This window comes from Gilliamella sp. Pas-s25 (genome assembly GCF_009795885.1).
GTDB lineage: Bacteria > Pseudomonadota > Gammaproteobacteria > Enterobacterales > Orbaceae > Gilliamella.
On the sequence record NZ_WTEV01000011.1, the window covers coordinates 1 to 22,064 of the forward strand.

Annotated in this window: 14 protein-coding genes; 6 read left to right on the forward strand and 8 right to left on the reverse strand. The window is 36.5% G+C overall.

The genetic code is table 11. The features are described from left to right. Positions 1 to 84: 84 nt before the first annotated feature. On the reverse strand, positions 85 to 678 hold the full coding sequence (locus GQ593_RS06725; protein ID WP_160431350.1) for a hypothetical protein: 594 nt from the start codon (positions 676 to 678) through the stop codon (positions 85 to 87). 1,043 nt (positions 679 to 1,721) lie between these two features. Between GQ593_RS06725 and argS the strand changes: the two genes are divergently transcribed. Together argS and pbpC are read left to right on the forward strand one after the other, a co-directional pair. Beyond that, entirely contained in the window at positions 1,722 to 3,455 is a 1,734-nt protein-coding gene (argS, locus tag GQ593_RS06730; protein WP_160431351.1) for an arginine--tRNA ligase, read from the forward strand. 74 nt (positions 3,456 to 3,529) lie between these two features. After that, positions 3,530 to 5,869, forward strand: a complete 2,340-nt coding sequence (gene pbpC, locus GQ593_RS06735) for a penicillin-binding protein 1C (RefSeq protein WP_160431399.1) — start codon at positions 3,530 to 3,532, stop codon at positions 5,867 to 5,869. Positions 5,870 to 5,920: 51 nt separating this feature from the next. Here pbpC and GQ593_RS06740 read toward each other — a convergent pair whose 3' ends face one another. Next, the gene (locus GQ593_RS06740; protein ID WP_160431352.1) at positions 5,921 to 6,211 is read right to left on the reverse strand and encodes a putative quinol monooxygenase; all 291 of its coding nucleotides are present in this window, start codon (positions 6,209 to 6,211) and stop codon (positions 5,921 to 5,923) included. 455 nt (positions 6,212 to 6,666) lie between these two features. On the opposite strand from GQ593_RS06740, the gene GQ593_RS06745 reads away from it, so the two are divergent. Beyond that, positions 6,667 to 7,683 (forward strand): amidohydrolase family protein, encoded by a 1,017-nt coding sequence (locus GQ593_RS06745; protein WP_202115400.1) that lies wholly within the window; start codon positions 6,667 to 6,669, stop codon positions 7,681 to 7,683. A gap of 129 nt (positions 7,684 to 7,812) precedes the next feature. Here GQ593_RS06745 and GQ593_RS06750 read toward each other — a convergent pair whose 3' ends face one another. The 5 genes from GQ593_RS06750 to aceE form a co-directional block, all read right to left on the reverse strand. Continuing rightward, the gene (locus GQ593_RS06750; protein WP_160431353.1) at positions 7,813 to 9,201 is read right to left on the reverse strand and encodes a hypothetical protein; all 1,389 of its coding nucleotides are present in this window, start codon (positions 9,199 to 9,201) and stop codon (positions 7,813 to 7,815) included. Between the two features lie 598 nt (positions 9,202 to 9,799). Then, positions 9,800 to 10,156, reverse strand: a complete 357-nt coding sequence (locus GQ593_RS06755; RefSeq protein WP_160431354.1) for a hypothetical protein — start codon at positions 10,154 to 10,156, stop codon at positions 9,800 to 9,802. A gap of 383 nt (positions 10,157 to 10,539) precedes the next feature. Continuing rightward, positions 10,540 to 11,964, reverse strand: a complete 1,425-nt coding sequence (gene lpdA, locus GQ593_RS06760) for a dihydrolipoyl dehydrogenase (RefSeq protein ID WP_160431355.1) — start codon at positions 11,962 to 11,964, stop codon at positions 10,540 to 10,542. Positions 11,965 to 11,980: 16 nt separating this feature from the next. Next, a complete protein-coding gene (gene aceF / locus GQ593_RS06765; protein WP_160431356.1) occupies positions 11,981 to 13,573 on the reverse strand; it encodes a pyruvate dehydrogenase complex dihydrolipoyllysine-residue acetyltransferase in 1,593 nt (530 codons plus the stop codon). Between the two features lie 12 nt (positions 13,574 to 13,585). Next, positions 13,586 to 16,252, reverse strand: coding sequence for a pyruvate dehydrogenase (acetyl-transferring), homodimeric type (aceE, locus tag GQ593_RS06770; protein WP_160431357.1), 2,667 nt, complete (start codon positions 16,250 to 16,252; stop codon positions 13,586 to 13,588). Between the two features lie 363 nt (positions 16,253 to 16,615). Here aceE and lipB point away from each other — a divergent pair, with 363 nt between their 5' ends. Both lipB and lipA read left to right on the forward strand, forming a co-directional pair. Next, entirely contained in the window at positions 16,616 to 17,236 is a 621-nt protein-coding gene (lipB, locus tag GQ593_RS06775; protein ID WP_160431358.1) for a lipoyl(octanoyl) transferase LipB, read from the forward strand. A gap of 10 nt (positions 17,237 to 17,246) precedes the next feature. Then, entirely contained in the window at positions 17,247 to 18,206 is a 960-nt protein-coding gene (gene lipA, locus GQ593_RS06780; protein WP_160431359.1) for a lipoyl synthase, read from the forward strand. Between the two features lie 38 nt (positions 18,207 to 18,244). Here the strand turns inward: lipA and GQ593_RS06785 are convergent, their stop codons facing one another. After that, positions 18,245 to 20,017 (reverse strand): DUF3413 domain-containing protein, encoded by a 1,773-nt coding sequence (locus GQ593_RS06785; protein WP_160431360.1) that lies wholly within the window; start codon positions 20,015 to 20,017, stop codon positions 18,245 to 18,247. Between the two features lie 189 nt (positions 20,018 to 20,206). Here GQ593_RS06785 and GQ593_RS06790 point away from each other — a divergent pair, with 189 nt between their 5' ends. Beyond that, on the forward strand, positions 20,207 to 21,979 hold the full coding sequence (locus GQ593_RS06790; RefSeq protein ID WP_202115401.1) for an AAA family ATPase: 1,773 nt from the start codon (positions 20,207 to 20,209) through the stop codon (positions 21,977 to 21,979). The last annotated feature ends 85 nt before the right edge of the window (positions 21,980 to 22,064 follow it).

Genomic DNA, 22,064 nt, shown 5'->3' on the forward strand with positions numbered 1-22,064 from the left:
GATTGGGACTTCAATTAGATTTTGGACATTTTAAGTTTTAATGATAAAAATAACTTGTATGTCAATCTTCGAAGCCCCACCTTTTCATTTCTGCAATACAAATCCATATTTTATTATCGCATTACCATAACTATCTTTACCCACTAGCTCAAAAGTCTGCGGTAACCTTGGCACGGTAATTCGACTTGGATAGGGATTATGCCGTTGAGAAAAACCATCTGGACCTGTTAATGTAACGCGTATTAATGTGACATCATTATTATCTAGAATTTCCCGTTCACTCCAGTGATACACCCATCGGCGAAAATCACCCCGCTTTATCAATTCCATGCTGGCGGTTATCCCTTCATGCGAAACGGGCTCCCATATCAATTCGTCTACACCTATTCCCTCTATGTACAAATCAAAATAAAGTTTATCGGCACCTGTGGTTGGAAAATTAAGCGAATATGTTGCTGGGTTGGTTGATTTAACCAAAAATCCTTTTTTGTACTCCATATCAGGACTTAAATAACGTGTGTTGCTGCTGTCGTCGCCGTTGCAATTACCAGGGCACGAATTTGGCCTTACAAATTTCACTTCCCCCCATTGTGATGGCGGCAGTATTATGGCATCACTGCGATTTCCAACTCGACCATATTGACCAATTAACGCTGGTGAATTCCATGAAGACGACAATAATAATATCGCCAACGTCAACGGGACTTTTGGAGATAATTTTGATAATAGTTTGAGGGATAACTTCGAAGATATAAATGAGGTAAATGAGGTAAATGAGGTAAATGAGGTAAATGAGGTAAATGAGGTAAATGCTAAAACTTGTCTAATGTGTCTATTTGATAAATTTAAGACATAGGTTTGCCAGTGCTGGTGTCTGGTGTCTGGTGTCTAAAATGATAATGCATTACGGTTCACCTGTCAAGTAAATTTATGTTTTATTTCGATTTTTTATGTTTATTTGCTTATTAAATAAGCTGATTTTTAAAACAATTAAAATATAACCGTTTTAAAAAAGCTTGTCTAGTTTTTTTGGGCTTTTTTGGTAAAAGTTTGCGATAAGGTAAGGTTAGTTTATTCATTAGACTTGATGTGTTAGTTTACTTTTGAACATCGGTTGCTTTTAGACCAGATAGAATAACCCCCTACACTAGAACTACTGATGGCCGTTATACCTTTATAAGTGACTGACGTCCAAGTTAACTAACTACCCTGCCTATATCTAAATCAAAATATAATTCCATTAGCGCCTGCGATTGAAAAATTATGGCCATAAGATGCAAGCGTACAGTATCGTTAAAAAATTATGTACAACTCTTTGGTCTGAAAATTTTGTAAGGATTTGTTAAACACAATTAATGGTAATCTTCATTGAGCTTTTAGTGAAAAGTTTTGCAAACCTTGTCAAAAACTTTCAGATAACTATGCGTTTGAATATGAAAATTATTTTTGTTTTAGGAAGCTATTTTTGTTTCGGGTATTTTGTGTTTAGATGATTTTATTATTACGCCGATTATCACGCTTGAAAGGTAGCTAATTTGAAATGGATTTTGGGGCAAAATAGAAAACATCCGCAAAAAGATTGAGCTAGCGACGCAATTTTACTTCAAATTTTTTACATTCTTTTTTATAAAAAACCATTCTCCCCTTTTATGCAATCAGTGACAATTTGTCAGTTTGTCGGTATTATATTGGACATTTTATTATAATCGATTAGGTTTAGTGTGAATATTCAACAATTATTAACGCAACGTGTTTCGCAAGCGATGATTATGGCGGGTGCAGATAAAAACTGCGATGCTCTAATTAAGCAATCAGCTAAAGCACAATTTGGTGATTACCAAGCGAATGGCATTATGGCTGTTGCCAAAAAACTCGGAATGCTCCCTCGGGATCTTGCTCAGGCGGTTTTACAACATCTCGATATTAATGATATCGCTGAAAAAGTTGAAATTGCCGGTCCTGGTTTTATCAATATCTTTTTAAAAAATAGCTGGATTGCTGAGCAAAATGAAATTGCTTTAAACAGTGATAAACTTAATATTACTTTGCCGGCAAAACCGCAAACAGTTGTGGTTGACTATTCAGCGCCTAATGTCGCCAAAGAGATGCATGTCGGGCATTTGCGATCAACCATCATTGGTGATGCCAGTGTTCGCGTTTTATCGTTTTTAGGGCATAACGTTATTCGTGCCAACCATGTTGGTGATTGGGGAACCCAGTTTGGTATGTTAATTGCGTATCTTGAAAAAATGCAAAATGAGCATGCCAATGATATGGATCTTTCAGATTTAGAATCTTTCTATCGCGCTGCCAAAAAATACTATGACGAAGACGAAGTGTTTGCCGAAAAAGCCCGTAACTATGTAGTAAAACTGCAAGGCGGTGATGAGTATTGTCGCGAGATGTGGCGAAAGTTGGTTGATATTACCATGACGCAAAATATTGCCACTTATAAACGTTTAAATGTTACGTTATCGCTTGAAGACACCATGGGTGAAAGCATCTATAACAGTATGCTACCGGGTATTGTTGCCGATTTAAAACAAAAAGGGCTTGCCGTTGAAAGCGAAGGCGCGATTGTTGTGTTTTTAGATGAATATAAAAACAAAGAAGGCGAACCGATGGGTGTTATCATCCAAAAACGGGATGGCGGCTATCTTTATGCCACAACCGATATTGCTTGCGCAAAATACCGTTACGAAACGTTACACGCTGATCGCATCCTTTATTATACTGATTCTCGCCAACATCAGCATTTGGAGCAAGTTTGGACAATTATTCATAAAGCCAACTATGTACCAGAATCATTAAAACTTGAGCACCATATGTTTGGCATGATGCTAGGTAAAGACGGTAAACCGTTTAAAACACGTTCTGGCGATACCGTTAAATTAAATGATTTGCTAGATGAAGCTTGTGAACGTGCGACAACATTAATTCGTAGCAAAAATCCTGACGTAACTGAAAGCGAGCTTGCCGAAATCGTCGATGCAGTGGCTATTGGTGCAGTTAAATATGCCGATCTTTCTAAAAATCGTACCACCGATTATGTTTTTGATTGGGATAATATGCTGTCATTTGAAGGCAATACCGCACCTTATTTACAATATGCTTATACCCGAGTGTTATCAATATTTAAAAAATCGAATATTACCGAAGACAGCTTAACAGGTAATATTTATTTAGAAACCGATAAGGAGCGTGCCTTAGCAATTCGTTTAATTCAATTTGACGAAACAATTTCAACCGTAGCAAGGGAAGGTACGCCGCATGTGCTTTGTGCTTATCTTTATGACATTGCAACGCTGTTTTCAAGTTTTTATGAAAACTGCCCAATTTTAACGGCCGACAGCGAAAGCTTAATGCAAAGCCGCTTGAAATTGGCTTGTTTAACAGCGAAAACACTGAAAATTGGTCTTGATATGTTAGGTATTAAGACGGTTGATAAAATGTAGTTAAACCGCCACCGATGTGAATGCATGGGTGGCAGCTTTTGCTAACATACCTAACATTTTCGACTATTAACTCAATGATCAGGTTTATTGTTCGTCATCAAAATAAATTAATGGCTTTGTTGCTGTTATTTATTACAATTTTTACTATTCGTATATATCCACATTCCCCTCTTTCAGAGTCACTGAGTTTTTCAAAGCGCTATTATGATGACAGTAACCAGCTAATTCGCATGACATTAGCCAATGATGATCGTTATCGTTTATGGACGCCTTTAGAAAATATTTCGCCCGATATTGTTAATGGTTTGTTACTGCACGAAGATCAGTGGTTTTATTATCATATTGGTGTTAATCCATTTAGTTTGATGCGCGCTTTTGGCGCAACTTATTTGACTGGAGGAAATCGTCAAGGCGCATCCACAATCACCATGCAACTGGCACGCATGCATTGGCAGTTAAACACTAGAACTATTGGCGGTAAATTGCATCAAATTGCTAGAGCAATTCAGTTAGAACTGATGTATTCCAAGCATGATATTTTAGAGGCTTATTTAAATTATGCGCCTTTTGGACGCAATATTGAAAGCGTTGGCGCGGCATCATTTATTTACTTTAATAAACCACCTGCGCAAGTTAATTTGCCCGAAGCATTAACGCTGGTGGTTTTACCGCAATCACCAACCTATCGGGTTGATCGTAAAACAGGATTTGCAGGTACAGCGTTAGTTAAAGCAAGAAATCAATTATTTGATCGTTGGCAAGAAAAATATCATGTTGATAGCCATATTGCGGCGCTTTTTTCGCAAAAGTTGGTTTTACGTCAACCAGAACGAGTGCCCTTTGTGGCGCCCCATTTTGTGAATCAAATTATTCACCAGCAACACGACCAAAACCAAGAAGTCAAAACCACATTAGACAGCAATCTGCAAAAAATCATCCATCGCCAAGTCAACGCGTTTATTGAGCGCAATCGTTTGAAAGGCATTAATAATGCCTCCGTGCTTTTGGTTGATACTCAAACAATGAAGGTTAAAGCACTAATCGGGTCGGCTAATTATTTTGATAATTCAATTCAAGGTCAAGTGAACGGCACACTTGCCAAACGTTCGCCCGGCTCTACACTTAAACCGTTTATTTATGCTCTTGGCATTGATCAAGGTGTTTTGCATCCGCGCACCATTTTAAAGGATGTGGCAACCGATTTTGGTTCATATACACCCGAAAATTTCGATCGCAACTTTCGTGGCCCTATTTCGGCTACCGATGCGTTAATTCATAGCCGTAATATTCCTGCGGTATGGGTTGCATCAAAATTGAATAATCCCACTTTTTACCAATTTTTAGTCAACGCCCATATCCAAAAGCTTGCCGACGAAGCACATTATGGCTTGTCTTTAGTATTGGGTGGCGGTGAAGTGAGCCCGCAAGAATTAGTCAGCTTATATGCCATGCTAGCCAATGAGGGACGCTGGCAACCACTGCAATTTACCGAATCGGAAACACTCCCCGAACCGCAAAAGTTGTTAAGCCCGCAAGCGGCATTTATGACTATCGACATGTTAAAACAAAATACCCGTCCACAAGATGTGCTGAGTAAAATGCAAAAAAATGTAGTGCCTGTTGCTTGGAAGACGGGTACTTCATGGGGCTTTCGTGATGCTTGGACAGCAGGGACTTTTGGACACTATGCGATGGTGGTTTGGCTTGGTAACTTTGATGGTAGTGGTAATAATGCCTTTGTAGGTGTCGATGCTGCCACACCACTTTTTTTCAATATCGTTGATAGTATTAACGCTTATTATCCTAACTTGCGTGCCCCTAATCGCCCATTACCGCCAAATTTAAAACGCATTGATATCTGCTTAACTAGTGGCAATTTACTGACCCAGTGGTGTAAAGCAAAAGGTAAAACATGGTTTATTCCTGGGGTTTCCCCCATTAATCCTGATACTATTTTCAGACCTGTTATGGTCGATAATAAAACGGGCAAAGCGGTTTGTCCACCTTATGATTTAACGACATCTCACTTAGCCGTTTTTGAATATTGGCCGTCCGATTTAGCCGCTATTTTTGCTAAAGCTGGTATCCCCAAAAAAGTGCCACCCTCAACAAAACATTGCCATTCATCACAAAATTATTTAGGTGAACCACCCAAAATAACTTCACCACTCAAAAATGTGGTTTATCAATTTAGAACAACAAAACAAAAAAATGAACAAATTAGTTTTACCGCTAATAGTGATGGCGATGTTAAAACACTTTATTGGTTTGTCAATGATAGTTTTATTGGGCAAACCGATCCCCGAAAGGCAATTAGCTGGATCCCAACACAAAGCGGAACGTTCAAAATATTAGTGCTTGATGACTTGGGGCGAAGTGATTCACGAAGTGTAAAAATCGAACTCTTTGATTAATAAACATGATAGTTAACCTTAAGTCGCTAACTATCGTAATCAACTTTTAAGCTACATGATTTGTTTAACTATATTAATTTCTAACCCATCAACGTGATCTTTAGCAAAGTTGGCAAATTCGACAAAATGAGGCGTTGCATTGTGAAAATCAATTGCCTGCTGTGAAGCCCATGTTTCGATCACAATAAAGATGTTAGGGTTATCAATGCTTTGATTAAGTTCATAGCGTACACAACCTGTTTCGGCCCTGCTATCTGTGACTAATCGTTTAAATATCGCTTGAAATGCCTCATAAAATTCTGGTTTAACGGTGATTGTAGCAACAATATTTAATTGACTCATATTTACTCTCCTCTATTTCAAAATAATTGATTAGCACACTATACGCTTAGTATGACGAAGAATCTAAAATAGAATAATGAAATGAATAATCTCATTTTTGTGACAATCAATTATTATTATTAAATAATTAGTTATCATTTAAATTCTTATTTTTATCAGTAATTAGCTTTTATAAAATGCTTTTATATAGTAGAAAATCTAAAAAATAATACTTTAACTATTTCATTTATTTATATATTTTATCAATTATAGTGCTTGCTATTAAAAATATTTTGGTTAGAATTTCTGCAATTTTAATCGATTAGGTATAAGCGCAATGAACACTTGTAAATCAATAATCCTACTAAATAAAATTATTGATATTACTTTTATCCTCCTTTTTGGGGGATTTTTTTTGCCTACTCTGCTCGGTTTTATCCACTTTATTTAAAATGATTAAATTGTAGAGGCACATTATGATTGAACATAAAAATATGTTGTTAACCACAAGAGACCAAAGTTTAAAAGCCTATTTAATGAATAAAATTAAACAAAATGGCGGATGGGTTAATGCACATATGCATGCCGATCGTGCTTTTACTATTTCGGTTGATAGTTTTGATGTTTATCAAAAACAGACCTTAATTGAAAAATGGGATACATTAGATAAAGTCAAAGCATCAATGAGCGAAGACGATTACTATCGCCATTTTAGTATGGCGGTTGAACGGATGATTGAGCAAGGCGTAAGTGCAATGGGATCGTTTGTTGATATTGACCCTATCGCTCAAGAACGAGCAATTAAAGGGGCGTTAAGAGCACGCGAAACCTATAAAAATGACATCACTATAAAATTAGTCAATCAAACACTCAAAGGCGTTATCGATAAACAGGCGCGTTATTGGTTCGATAAAGGCGCTGATTTAGTTGATATTATTGGCGGTTTACCACGTCGTGATGAGCGCGATCATGGCGAAGGGATGGGACTTAAACATCTTGATGTGCTAATGCAAACAGGTAAATCATTAGGCAAAATGGTGCATGTACATGTTGACCAGTTTAATTCCCAAGATGAGATCGAAACGGAACAGCTTACCGATAAAACCCTTGAACATGGTATGCATGGTCGCGTTGTTGCTATTCATAGCATTTCGATCACAGCCCACAGTTTAGAATATCGCCAAAAACTCTATAAAAAAATGAAAGAAGCCAAAATGATGGTCATTGCCTGCCCTTTTGCTTGGATCGATAGCCCACGCCGTGAAGAACAAGGTCCTACTCGTAACTCACTCACCCCTGTTGATGAACTAGCTGCTGCTGGTATTCCTGTTGCCATTGGTACAGATAATGTTAGTGATTATATGTTGCCATTCTCAACTGGCAATATGTGGGAAGAGCTTAAATTGTTAGTGACCGGATGTCGTTATACTGATTTAGATAATGTAATTAATGTAGCAACCAAAAATGGACGAATGGTACTTGGGCTTGAATAGTTAATCATCTTTATTACATAAAAACCCCACAAACAAAATAATGTTGTTTGTGGGATATTATTTTGCTTTGCATCACACTGATGTGATTAGATTATCTTCTCTAAAAATTTAAATATAAACTTTAATTAGTTATAAATATGAAAGATCTCTAATAATATCGTCAAACCGTGATTTTAGTTCGGTTAATTGCTGTTCTTTTGCTGCTTGAAGCAAGCTATCTTTAGTTTTCAACACTCCTTCACTGTGGTTGCGCAAATTAGAGGGCACATTACCAGAATAGATATAATCATGTTTTGCCGATGTTTGAACAATGTCAAATTTTTTACTGTAACTATAGACGCCATGAACATCAATTTCAGTGGTCAAGGTTAATTTATTGCTATGCGTCACTGTTTTTAAATTAAATTGCTGATCTTTGTAGGTTTTAACTTGCTTTTTATTGCCGTTTTCGTCAGACACTTCAACAAATTTATCAAAGACTTGTTCGGTTTTAGTTTCATTGTTAACAGACTCCCCAAGATCAGCAAATTCAACGTTTGTCGTAATTCGGATTGTGACATCTGCCTGACTTGGTTGATAAGCAATGAATTCTATAAAGTCCTTACTTAATATATCTAATACAAAAGATTTTAATTCTAAAGAATTATAATAGACTTTAATTTTCCCTTTTTTGGTATAATTATTTGCTTGTGAATCTGCATCGCGAAATGCTCCGTATTGACGATAAGTAGCAGCAGCCGAGGCGTAATATTTAGCAATTTCACGAAATTGATAACGATGCGTTGCAGTCTTTGCTAGTTGTTGTGCTTGTTCATAAGCAATCTCTGCTTGTTGAGTAGCGTATTTTCTATCATTATCAACAGAAAGTTTATCACTATCTTTGTACTTACCAAGCGGTTGATATACCGCCGATGCGTTATTAAATGCCTCGGCAGCGGCTTTAAAATCACCTTGTCGTTCTAACATTTTGCCTTGGTCATAATACTCTTTAGCCGCAAGTTGCATATGTTTTGTATTGGCATTTTTGTACAAACTTTCGATATTTTTATAGTTGTATTGCTCAAGCCCTTTTCCATATAAATCAGCTCTTATTCTATAACTTTCACTGTCGGTACCAGTGATTGAATTGCCATAATTGTAGTATTCTTTAGCAATATTTTGTTGTAATTGAGTAGTGTCATATTTGTTATCGAAAAAACTGATTTCTTGGCTATAAAAACGATCAGTTAATCGCATTTTCATGGCTAATAGGTTTTCGTAGCATTTTATTCGTGTGGCATAATCCGAGTTATTGGTGTTTAAAAGGCTTGTTTCATAATGTTGCATGACATTACTGACTATATTTTGCAGTCGTTGTATATCTTGTTTTCCTAATTCTGCAGGGCCTTTGTCCTCAATGCTGTCACCTAATAGGTTGATACTTTCTAAATATTTTCCTTCTTTATAAGCATCTTCTGCTGTACGTATATGGCAAGCAGTTAATAAAAACATAAAAAAAATAGCTATGATTATACGCATAATTTTCCTTTCAATTCATTTTAGTTTTGTGCTTGTTCATCTATTTATTTTGATGAAAACTGTTTTAATTGAGCTTAATTAATAAGCAGGCTAGTGAGTTTATTATAAATTGTCTCTAATTTATTAACCTTTTTTGCTAAAGTTGAGCCACAAATTAATCATCTTTAAAACAAACTAACGCCATATCACAGACAAGCGATATGGCACTGATATGATAAAGAAAAATAACTGTCACCTATTTAGCTATACGCTTTATGGTCAATCATCCAACCCTTTATATCCCGTTAAAAAAGCTCGCTTGAAGATAAATTAAGACGGCAAGCTAAATGTTCGCTTTTTCGGTTATATTTTTGTAAAAAATATTCAGGAGTCTATACCGTTTCGTAATTAAATTTGTAGTCACTAAGGGTTAAAACGCGTAATAAACAACGTATCAATCAAGCATTCAAAAAACCGCTTGCCAACAAAAGTTTAAGCAATTTATTTACTTTTATAATAGGGTTAAACCACATAAAGCGATTTTAAATAAAAATGCCTTATGAGTTTTTAGTAAATTATTTTAGTATTGACGTGTAAACAACTAGTTATTTTCCTATAATTAATCATATTCAATTTTATATCTGCCAATCACATCAAAAATATGATCATAAGTGCTAAGAATTACGCGTTGCTTGCCTTTTTTATGAACTTCATCAACTAAATCAAAACTAGATTTTGAATATTTTCCATAAGGGTATTCATCTATTAGATAAATAGATAAGCTATCAATATCACTAAAAATAAATGTAACTTTAACTTCTGGAACATTTAAGATTTCTGGCTTACAGCCTGCCAATGATAATGATGTATTGACCATCAAAGTGAATGGATAACACTCTAATTTAACGTCAGATAATATCAATGCATTGCGTGTATAAATAATGCCGTATTTTGTTTGTATTTCCTGTGTATTCATATAAACCTCATTTTTTCAATTTATTATTAATGGGTATTGTTTTTCTGAAAAATCTTTTTTATATACTTGCAGACAAATTCATCTGCGATAAATCATCTGAATAAAATCCTAACTATTCTAATCTTTTTAGTATTATAAAAATATCTATCAGCAATAATTAATACTCGCGTATTGACGGTTATGGAAGTTATCATGATAAATAACTTATTTATCTCTCGTTTTCATTAGGATTTGCACTTAGTCGTTTAATTCAATTTTTTACTGAAACGTAGTGTTTCCTGAAAGTTTTTGACAAAAATAAATTAGCTTATTTTAAGACAAATAAAAATGCCGTTAGTTTGAGCTAACGGCATTTTATTAAGTAAATAAATGACTTGTTGTCACTATTTTTTCTTTGCCTTGGCATTAGGTAAATCGGTGACTGAGCCTTCATAAATTTCAGAAGCTAAGCCGATTGATTCATGCAATGTTGGGTGAGCATGGATAGTTAATGCAATATCTTCTGCATCACAGCCCATTTCAACAGCTAAAGTGATTTCACCTAGTAATTCACCGCCATTCACGCCAACAACCGCACCACCTAGCAAGCGATTATCTGCTTTATTAAAGATGAGTTTTGTCATCCCTTCTGAACAATCCGAAGCAATAGCGCGCCCTGATGCAGCCCATGGGAAGATTGACACTTCATAATCAATACCTTTTTCTTTCGCTTCTTTTTCAGTTAAGCCCACCCAAGCTACTTCAGGTTCAGTATAGGCAATAGAAGGAATCGTTTTTGGATCGAAGAAGTGTTTTTTACCAGCAATCACTTCTGCTGCCACATGCCCTTCGTGTACACCTTTATGCGCAAGCATTGGTTGTCCCACAATATCACCAATGGCATAAATGTGTGGTACGTTGGTGCGCATCTGTTTATCCACTTCGATAAAGCCACGATCTGTGACGTTAACGCCAGCTTTTTCTGCACTAATTAACTTACCATTTGGCGTACGACCAATTGCCACTAATACCGCATCATAAGTATGGGTTTCGGTGCTGCCGTCTTTCTTTTCCATGGTGACGTAAATTGCATCATGTTTGGCTTCAACGGTGGTCACTTTGGTTTCAAGTCGTAAAGTGAATTTCTTTTGGATCTGCTTAGTAAAGACTTTAATCACATCTTTATCAGCAGCTGGGATCACTTGGTCAAACATTTCAACCACATCCACTTCTGAACCTAATGCATGGTATACAGTACCCATTTCAAGCCCAATAATTCCGCCACCCATTAATAATAATTTTTTAGGAATGGTGGTTAGCGCTAAGGCATCTGTTGAATCCCAAATACGCGGATCATCATGTGGAATAAAAGGTAACTTAATTGGACGAGAACCCGCTGCAATAATGGCATTATCAAAGGTAATTTTAGTGATCCCTTTTGAAGAAGTCACATCCATGGTATGACTACCAGTAAACTGCGCTTCACCTTGAATCACATTGACTTTGCGCATTTTTGCCATGCCAGCAAGCCCATTAGTCAGCTGGCTAATGACTTTTTCTTTCCAGCCACGCACTTTGTCTAATTCAAGTCTCGGCGTACCAAAATGGATACCATGTTCAGTTAATGATTTTGCTTCATCCATTACTTTTGCAACATGCAGTAATGCTTTTGATGGAATACAGCCTACATTTAAACAGACACCACCAAGTGTTGAATAACGTTCAACAAGGGTCACATCTAGTCCAAGGTCAGCCGCGCGGAACGCAGCGGAATAACCCGCTGGTCCTGCCCCTAAAACCACAACTTGCGTTTTAACATCTTGACTCATAATTTGATCTCCTTAATTACATCACTAAACGACGTAAGTCGGATAAGACGTTAACAATATGGCTTAAGAAGCGCGCACCATCCGCACCATCAATCACTCGGTGATCAAAGGATAATGATAAAGGTAACATTAAGCGTGGTGTGAACTCTTTACCATTCCAAACTGGTTTCATGCTAGAACGAGATACACCTAAAATACCCACTTCTGGCGCATTAACAATTGGTGTAAACGAGGTTGTACCAATACCACCAAGGCTAGAAATAGTGAAACAGCCACCTTGCATATCGCTACCAGTCAATTTACCTTCACGCGCTTTTTTAGAAATTGCCGCAAGTTCTCGAGAAAGTTCAACAATGCCTTTTTTATCAACATCTTTAAACACTGGTACAACAAGACCATTTGGAGTATCAACAGCAACACCAATATTAATGTATTTTTTGATAATCAAGGTTTGAGCATCTTCAGATAATGAGCTATTAAAGCGTGGATACGCTGCTAATGCGCTAGCTACCGCTTTCATGATAAACACTAAAGGTGTGATCTTAAGGTCGAGCTTCTTCTTATCAGCTTCTGCATTTTGTTGCTTACGGAATGCTTCTAAATCAGTAATATCGGTTTCATCAAACTCGGTCACATGTGGGATCATGACCCAGTTACGGTGTAAATTTGCACCTGATACTTTTTGAATTTTAGTTAATGGTAGGCTTTCAACTTCACCAAATTTGCTGAAATCAACTTTCGGCCATGGTAATAAACCTGGCAATGCACCACCTGTAGCGCCACTTTCAACTTGCTTAACTGCATTTTTAACGTACGCTTGAATGTCTTCACGTAAAATACGGTTTTTAGGACCTGTCGCGGTGACTTTAGCGAGATTTACGCCAAATTCACGCGCTAAACGGCGCACTGATGGTGTTGCATGCGCATAAGCATCATTTTCAACAAAGTCATTGCCTGATGCTACAGGCGCTGATTTTGTGGCAGCAGGTACTGGTGTAGGTGCTGGTGCGGCTTTTTCAGCAACAGGTGCTGAAGCTGCTGGCGCTGTTTGGGTAGCAGGCGCTGCACTAGTTGTTACTTCAAATTCCATAATTTTGGAACCTGTTTTCACTTTATCACCCACTTTTACTGTGATACTTTTAACTGTGCCAGCAATGCTTGCGGGTACTTCCATTGACGCTTTATCACCTTCAACGGTAATTAACGAGTCATCAACAGATATAGTATCGCCAACTTTTACTAAAAGTTCGGTCACTTCAACTTCATCGCCACCGATATCAGGTACATTGACATCAACAGTCTGACTTGTGGCAGCAGCCGTTGGTGCGACTTCAACTTTTGGTGCTTCTGGTGCTGGCGCTGCAGGCTCTGCACCACCTTGTTCATCAAATACCATAATATCGACACCGGTTTGGACTTTATCGCCAATTTTTACCGAAATAGATTTAACAATACCAGCTTGTGGTGCTGGGATTTCCATTGATGCTTTATCACCTTCAACAGTCATAATTGACTGATCAGCTTCAACTTTGTCACCTACATTAACCAGAATTTCGGTCACTTCGACTTCATCACCGCCAATATCTGGTAATTTAATTTGAATACTCATTATAACAACCTCTTATGCAATTCGTGGATTAAGTTTATCAGCATTGATTTCGAATTTTTTGATCGCTTCTTCAACAACGCTAACTTCGATATCACCACGTTTAGCAAGTTCACCCAATGCTGCAACTACAACATAAGATGCATCAACTTCAAAGTGATGGCGTAAATTTTCACGGCTATCACTGCGACCAAAGCCGTCAGTACCAAGCACTCGATAACTTTCAGCAGGTACAAATCCACGAATTTGCTCAGCAAAAATTTTCATATAATCAGTTGAAACTACTGCTGGGTTGTTATTCATAATTTGTGCAACATAAGGCACTTTTGGTGTTTCACTTGGATGTAACATATTGTATCGTTCACAGTCTTGTCCATCACGAGCAAGTTCAGTAAATGATGTTACGCTATAAACTTCAGAACTAATGCCATAGTTTTTAGCTAAGATGTCAGCCGCATCACGTACATGACGTAAAATCGAACCAGAACCTAATAACTGAACAGTCGGTTTACCTTTTTGACCTTCAACAGTATCAAGTTTATAAATACCACGACGAATGCCTTCTTCTGCACCTTCTGGCATTGCAGGTTGTGCATAGTTTTCATTGAGTGTTGTAATATAGTAGTAAACGTTTTCTTGTTCGCCATACATACGACGTAAACCGTCTTGCATAATAACCGCAACTTCATAAGCATAAGCAGGATCATATGAGATACAGTTAGGTATGGTTAATGATTGAATGTGGCTGTGACCATCTTGGTGTTGTAAACCTTCACCATTTAATGTTGTACGACCAGATGTACCACCGATCATAAATCCGCGTGCTTGCTGATCGCCAGCTGCCCACATTAAATCGCCAATACGTTGGAAACCAAACATAGAATAGTAAATGTAGAATGGAATCATTGGGAAATCATTGGTGCTATATGATGTTGCAGCAGCTAACCATGAAGCCGTTGCACCACATTCATTAATCCCTTCTTGTAAAATTTGACCTTTTTCGTCTTCACGATAATAAGCAACTTGTTCTTTATCTTGTGGCGTATATTGTTGCCCATGTGGGTTATAAATCCCAATTTGACGGAATAAGCCTTCCATACCAAAAGTACGCGCTTCATCAGCCAAAATTGGTACTAAGCGTGGTGCTAATTCTTTATCCTTAAGCATAATGTTAAGTGCACGAACAAACGCAATTGTGGTTGAGATTTCTTTTGATTGTGCTTCAAGTAGTGATGAGAATTCACTTAATGCTGGAATAGAAACTGTACCAGAGAATTTGGTTAATCTTGACGGAACATAGCCGTGTAATGCATTACGACGTTCATGAATATATTTGTATTCTGGCGTGTGTTCCTCAAATTTGATATAAGGTAATTTTTCAAGCGCTTCATCTGTTACTGGAATATTGAAGAAATCACGTACATGACGCACACCATCCATATTCATTTTTTTCACTTGGTGAGCAATATTTTTCGCTTCAGCAGCAGCCCCCATACCATAACCTTTAATGGTGTGAGCAAGAATAACTGTTGGGCGATCTTTCGTTTCTTTTGCACGTTGGAATGCAGCAAACATTTTAGCAGGATCTTGACCACCACGATTTAATCTAAAGATTTCTTCATCAGACATATCTTTAACTAATTCAGCAGTTTCTGGATATTTGCCAAAGAAATGCTCACGTACATATGCGCCATCTTTTGATTTTAATGTTTGATAATCGCCATCAAGTGTTTCATTCATTAGACGAATTAATTTACCTGATTTGTCTTTTTGTAGTAATTTATCCCAACGATCACCCCAAAGAACTTTAATCACATTCCAGCCTGCGCCAGCAAATACGCCTTCAAGTTCATTAATAATTTTACCATTACCGGTCACTGGACCATCTAATCGTTGTAAGTTACAGTTGATAACAAATACCAAATTATCTAATTTTTCACGCGTTGCAACGGTGATTGCACCTTTTGATTCAGGCTCATCCATCTCACCATCACCTAAGAAAGCATAGACTGTTTGTTCAGATGTATCTTTCAGTCCACGATTTTCTAAATATTTTAAAAAACGTGCTTGATAAATAGCACTAATAGGACCAAGCCCCATTGAGACTGTTGGGAATTGCCAAAATTCTGGGAGTAATTTAGGATGAGGGTAAGAAGGTAGTCCTTTACCATGTACTTCTTGGCGGAAATTATCAAGTTGTTCTTCGGTTAAACGACCTTCAATAAATGCGCGTGAATAAACACCTGGTGAAATATGCCCTTGGAAATAAACCAGATCACCACCATCTTTTTCGTTGCGTGCACGGAAGAAATGGTTAAAGCAAACTTCATAAAATGTAGCAGCAGACTGGAATGATGCCATGTGACCACCTAGTTCCAGATCTTTTTTTGATGCCCTTAGCACCATCATAATTGCATTCCAGCGAACAATTGAACGAATACGGCGTTCTATTTCCCAATCGCCAGGATAAGCCGGTTGTTCTTCTACTGGGATAGTATTGACATAATTACTTGTTGAAGAACCAAAAAGTAGTGGCACACCGCCATCTCTTGCTTTATTGACTATTTGTTCAATAATATATTGTGCACGTTCTATACCTTCTTCGCGAATAATTGAATCAAGACTTTTGAGCCAATCTTGTGTTTCAATGGGATCGATATCATTCACTTGCATATCCGACATATAAAAACCTCTTTTTTGTTTAAAAAAATGCAGTATTTGCTATCCTTAGCTATAAATAACTATATAAATTACAACCCTGCATTATGGAGTTTCACCGCATAAGTCTGCCATTTTCAAAAAAAAAGTAAAGCAAACCAAAGCTTAGAAAAGCATGTTAATTCCTATCAAATTAATCAACTATTTCAATGGTATTATTTAAAACAGTGTTAGTTGTTTGATAAAAACCAAATTTTACTAATGAATAAATACAAAAAAATAGCTAGAATGTCTATACCGAAGTCATCTACAAGTTGTCAAATTGTAGTAAAATCTGATATATATTCATAAATTTTTTGTTAATACCCAATGACAATAAGCAATACTATGAGCATTAATAATGTTATCGTCCAAGACCTACATATTGTTCCCTATATGCAAACTTATCAAGCTATGCATGACTTTACCCAAAATCGTCATGCACAAACACTTGATGAAATTTGGTTAGTCGAACATCAACCTGTATTTACCCAAGGAAAAGTGGGAAAAGCTGAACATTTATTAAATTGTACAGATATTCCTGTTATTCAAACTGATCGCGGCGGTCAAATTACTTATCATGCCCCCGGTCAACAAATCATGTATACTCTAATTGACTTAAGAAGACGCCATATTGGTATTCGTGATATGGTAAGTTTTTTAGAAAATAGTGTCATCCAAACTTTAGCACACTATGGTATCATAGCTTACACAAAAGCAGACGCTCCAGGTGTGTATATTGATCATAAAAAAATTTGTTCGCTTGGTTTACATATAAATCGAGGTTGCACCCTACATGGACTAGCCTTAAATATTGATATGGATCTTACCCCGTTCAATAACATTAACCCTTGTGGTTATGCTGGATTACAAATGACACAATTAAAAGACTATGTTTTTAATATTGACCGCAACGAAATTAAACAACAATTAACCGATAATTTTATTAATCATCTACCTAAGTATTAAGATACCTAATATGCAAAATAATGAAACAACGATCAGAAGCTCAAAATATCGTGATGCTGACAAAACACGCTTAATTCCAACAATCACATTAGAAGATGCAACGCCACTAAAAAAACCTGAATGGATGCGAATTAAATTATCAGCTCACTCTGATAATATTGCACATATCAAAAATACCATGCGCAAACATGGTTTGCATTCAGTTTGTGAAGAAGCCTCTTGTCCTAACTTAGCTGAATGCTTTAACCATGGTACAGCCACTTTTATGATTTTGGGCGATATTTGTACTCGCCGTTGTCCATTTTGTGATGTTGCCCATGGCAGACCATTACCACCCGATCGAGAAGAACCGATAAAACTAGCTAAAACAATTCAGGAAATGAAGCTACGCTATGTTGTTATTACTTCTGTAGATAGGGATGATTTAAAAGATGGTGGTGCCAGTCATTTTGCCTCTTGTACTCAAGAAATCCGAACCTTAAATCCAAATATAAAAGTTGAAACACTCACACCCGACTTTCGTGGTTGTATTGATGAAGCAATTGAAGTGTTAAGCGGTAATCCGCCTGATGTGTTTAATCATAACTTAGAAAACATCCCACGTTTATATAAAAAGATTCGCCCTGGTGCTAACTATGAAGGATCACTTAAATTACTGGCTAGTTTTAAAGAGCGGCATCCAGAAATTCCAACAAAATCGGGCTTGATGGTTGGGCTGGGTGAAACAAACGAAGAGTTAATTCAAGTATTAAAAGATTTACGTAGTCATGGTGTAACTATGTTGACACTAGGTCAATATTTACAACCAAGTAAATATCATTTACCAGTTGAACGTTATGTGTCACCACAAGAATTTGAAGAATTGAAGCAAACAGCATTAAATATGGGCTTTACCCATGCTGCTTGTGGACCATTTGTACGTTCATCTTATCATGCTGATTTACAGGCAATGGGTAAAGAGGTGAAGTAATCTTCACCCTCTTTTTATTGTTCTACTCAAAAGCTAAATCAATTATCTACGACCATAAAACGGCGATTTTCAGTGACTATTTGTAAAAAGACCGGCAAGCTGATTTTTTCGCCTTTTTGTAATTTACCATTAGAATCATAAATCTTAGAACGACCAAAGGCATCTAAAACTACCGTTTTATCATCATAAATTGCTGCAATGCTATTTTCATCACCCGCAACGAGCCATTGTCTAGATTTTCCCTTAAGTAGATTTCTACCTTGATTATATTGCTGTGGTGGCGTAGTCACATGAAATACGTCTTGCATTAATGTGCACATAATATCGGTTTGCGAGGATGCTTGCGTTATTTGAGCACTTTCTTTATTAGGCCATGACATAATCAATGGTACTTTTAATGATGCACGGTTAAAATCACTACCTGTATTGCGTAGTGCTATTTTTTTCGCTTCATCAATTTTAATATCATTCGTACCAGTAATAATAATCACCGTATCATCGTAAGCATTCGATAATCTTAAATAAGCAATTAAGGATTCAATATACTGATCTAACTTTTTAGCTTCAGTTTGAAGATCAGATATCGCAATTTTTTTGTTTTTATCACCTAACGAATATTGGATGATAGAAAATAAAGGTGCATGATTATCAAGATGATTCTGTTCCTCATGCCATGCTCTCCAATTTTCAGTTATTTGTTTATTGGATTGTTTTTTAGGCTCTGGTATTGAAAAATTAGATAATAATGCAGAACGATATAAAGGCTCAGCAAAACCGTCTGCTGAAAACAGACCTAAATTATAATGCTGTTTAGTCACAACATCGAGCAATACAGAAGGCTTATGTCCAACTAAAATACTATTGTAGTAATTAGGATCTAATCCGTAAAATAATGAAAAATCATTCAAATACGACTGATTACTTGCACCATAATGATTTGTAAAGGCAATATTATCTTGAGCAAACGCATTCAATCTAGGCATATGTTTAGTTAATAAGTTTGTATTCCACCCATCAATAACAATCATAAGCACATTATTTTTTATCGGTTGTTTATCGTAAACAATGTGGCCTAATGGGTATTCAATTGCCATCGCAAAAGGATTGCCTTCTTGAGCAACTCGATCGCGATAACCGTTTTCTTTCATAAAGCCATACCGTTCAAGAAAATGGCGAGCAGTTAAAGGATAAGAAAGCGGAAGGCTTGAGCGTTGCATGGTAATGGGGCGATAAAAATTAGCATCAGCCCAGCTATGGATCAAATGTGAGGCAACGAAGCAAACAATAAAAAAAATCACAACTGGTCTTGCATAGCGTTTGCGTTTACTTAAGCTACGTAGTTTTTTCCAGCTCCATAATGCAAATAAAATCTCAATCAATAAAATAAAGGGAATGGCAATAAATACCGTACTTAAATAAGAAACTTTTTGCGATGAGAATAATTGCCAAATCGACAAATTAAGATGCATTCTAAAATGCGAAAAAACTTCAATATCAATAATCAGTAATGAAATACCGACTGTTGCAAAAACCGTTGCAATAATCCTTTGCCAACGAGACGAATGAATAAAAAAGCTTAGCGGAAAAAGTAGAACCAAATAAGCAACAAAGGCCAAATAACTAAAATGACCAATGGCGCTAATGATTGCATAAAACCGCCCCATAAAAGTACGAGGCCAATCCGCAATAAGTAAATATTGACTACCAAGCAAAATTACAACAAAAATATTAAACAACGTAAACCAATGCCCCCAGCTAACAATTTGTGAGGCACGATCGTCTTTGAAGTAAGTATTTTTGATTTTGAGCATGTTTAGTCGTTGATAATGGTGATAGTGAAGCTAAATAAACAATAAATTTTGACTTAGTTTACCTGATTTTGAAAAATCTTTCTGTAAATTTTTTATTTGTTAGCATAAAGAATTTGGTAAGCTGTTGGCGATACTTCGGATACTTGTTATAATTTGAAAATGAAATAAGCTAACAAAAAGACAATAATTTTGGCCATTACACAACTCAACGCACAACAAATCCAACCTGATTTATCTTATTTTTCTAAAAGCAAAAACACGACGAATACTTCAACAGTATTAGCATCAGAAAAATCAGAACATTTACTTATGTGGCAACCTCGCGCTGCATCTGCTTTATCCCTGTTATGCACCCCAAAAAGAGAATGTTATAGCCCACGTTTTATATTGCTTAAAGCGCCTGAAAGTGAGCTTCTTTTTGATTTACTAAGGCGAGCCATTAAATGTGATTTATCACCAGCCCCGCTCGGTTATAGTTATTTTTTTAGCGAAAGCAAAATTACACTAACCGAAGCAAAAAGCAAGCAAGATAATTTTGCAGCTCAAGACAATTGCTTATTTGCTTCTTCTGTTGATGCTGAAAAACTTTTCGGTTGTGTTAGACAACCTGAAAATGGTCCAATTAAATTACAAGCAGGATTAGTTCATCGTGCTAATGGTGGCGTTTTGATTTTAGGTCTTCGCTCGCTACTTAGCCAACCATCGTTATGGACAAAGCTAAAGCAAATGGTAATAAAACAAGAGTTTGAGTGGAGTTCATCTGACGAATCTCATCCTTTACCCTTATCTATTCCGCCTATGCCACTTGATTTACGTGTCATTTTAGTCGGAGATAGATTAAGTTTAGCCGAATTACAAGATTTCGAACCTGAATTTTATTCAACATCGATTTACACTGAGTTTGAAAATGAATTACAGATTAAATCGCCCGAACAACTTGAACACTGGATTAACTATTTAAAATTTATTGCCAATAAACAGCAATTACCCGATATTGATAGCTCGGCTATTGTAAAAATTTACAAAGAAGCAACTCGCTATACTGGTGACCAATATTACCTACCCCTTTCGGTTGATTGGGTTAATTCATTATTAGTCAATGCAACTTACTTTATGCAAAATAATGTAATAGATGAATCAGCAATTACAACTGCAATAAAGAAAAAATCATGGCACGAAGATTATTTGCAAGATAGAGTGCATGATGAAATATTTAGTGATCAAATAATGATTAATACGAAAGATCAAGTCGTTGGTCAAATAAACGGCTTATCAGTCATTGAATACCCCGGACATCCAAAAGCTATCGGTGAACCGACGCGGTTAAGTTGCCTTATCCATTTTGGCGATGGCGAGCTAATTGATATTGAACGCAAAACAGAGCTAGCCGGTAATATTCATTCAAAAGGAATGATGATAATGCAGGCTTTTATCATGTCTGAATTTGCATTTAATCACCAATTACCTTTTTCGACTTCTTTGGTTTTTGAGCAATCTTATAGTGAAATTGATGGTGATAGTGCTTCGCTTGCCGGACTTTGTGCAATCATTAGCGCTCTATCACAGCAACCTATCGATCAGCAGTTGGCTGTAACCGGTTCAGTGGATCAATTTGGTCATGTTCAAGCAATTGGTGGAGTGAACGAAAAAATTGAAGGATTTTTTGCTGTTTGTAAACAGCAAGGTTTAACCGGACAACAAGGCGTAATTATTCCAGCCACTAATCAACGCCATTTAAGTTTAAGTGATGAAGTCATTGAAGCTATTGAACAAGAGAAGTTTTCAATATGGACAGTAGAACATATTGCTGATGCGCTTTATTTGCTGACAGGTATTCCGTATAAAGATAAAAGTAGTATCAATCTTTACCAATTAATTCATGCACGTATGCAGGCAGTATTATTACAAGACAAAAAACAAGATAGTTGGCTAACTAAATGGCAAAAATATTGCAAAAAGTAGCAATACCCAATAAACTTTAGCCCAAAATTTTATTCATTATGGAATAAATAAGAGCTAGGTAACTTTCAATTTTTTAAAGCATGTT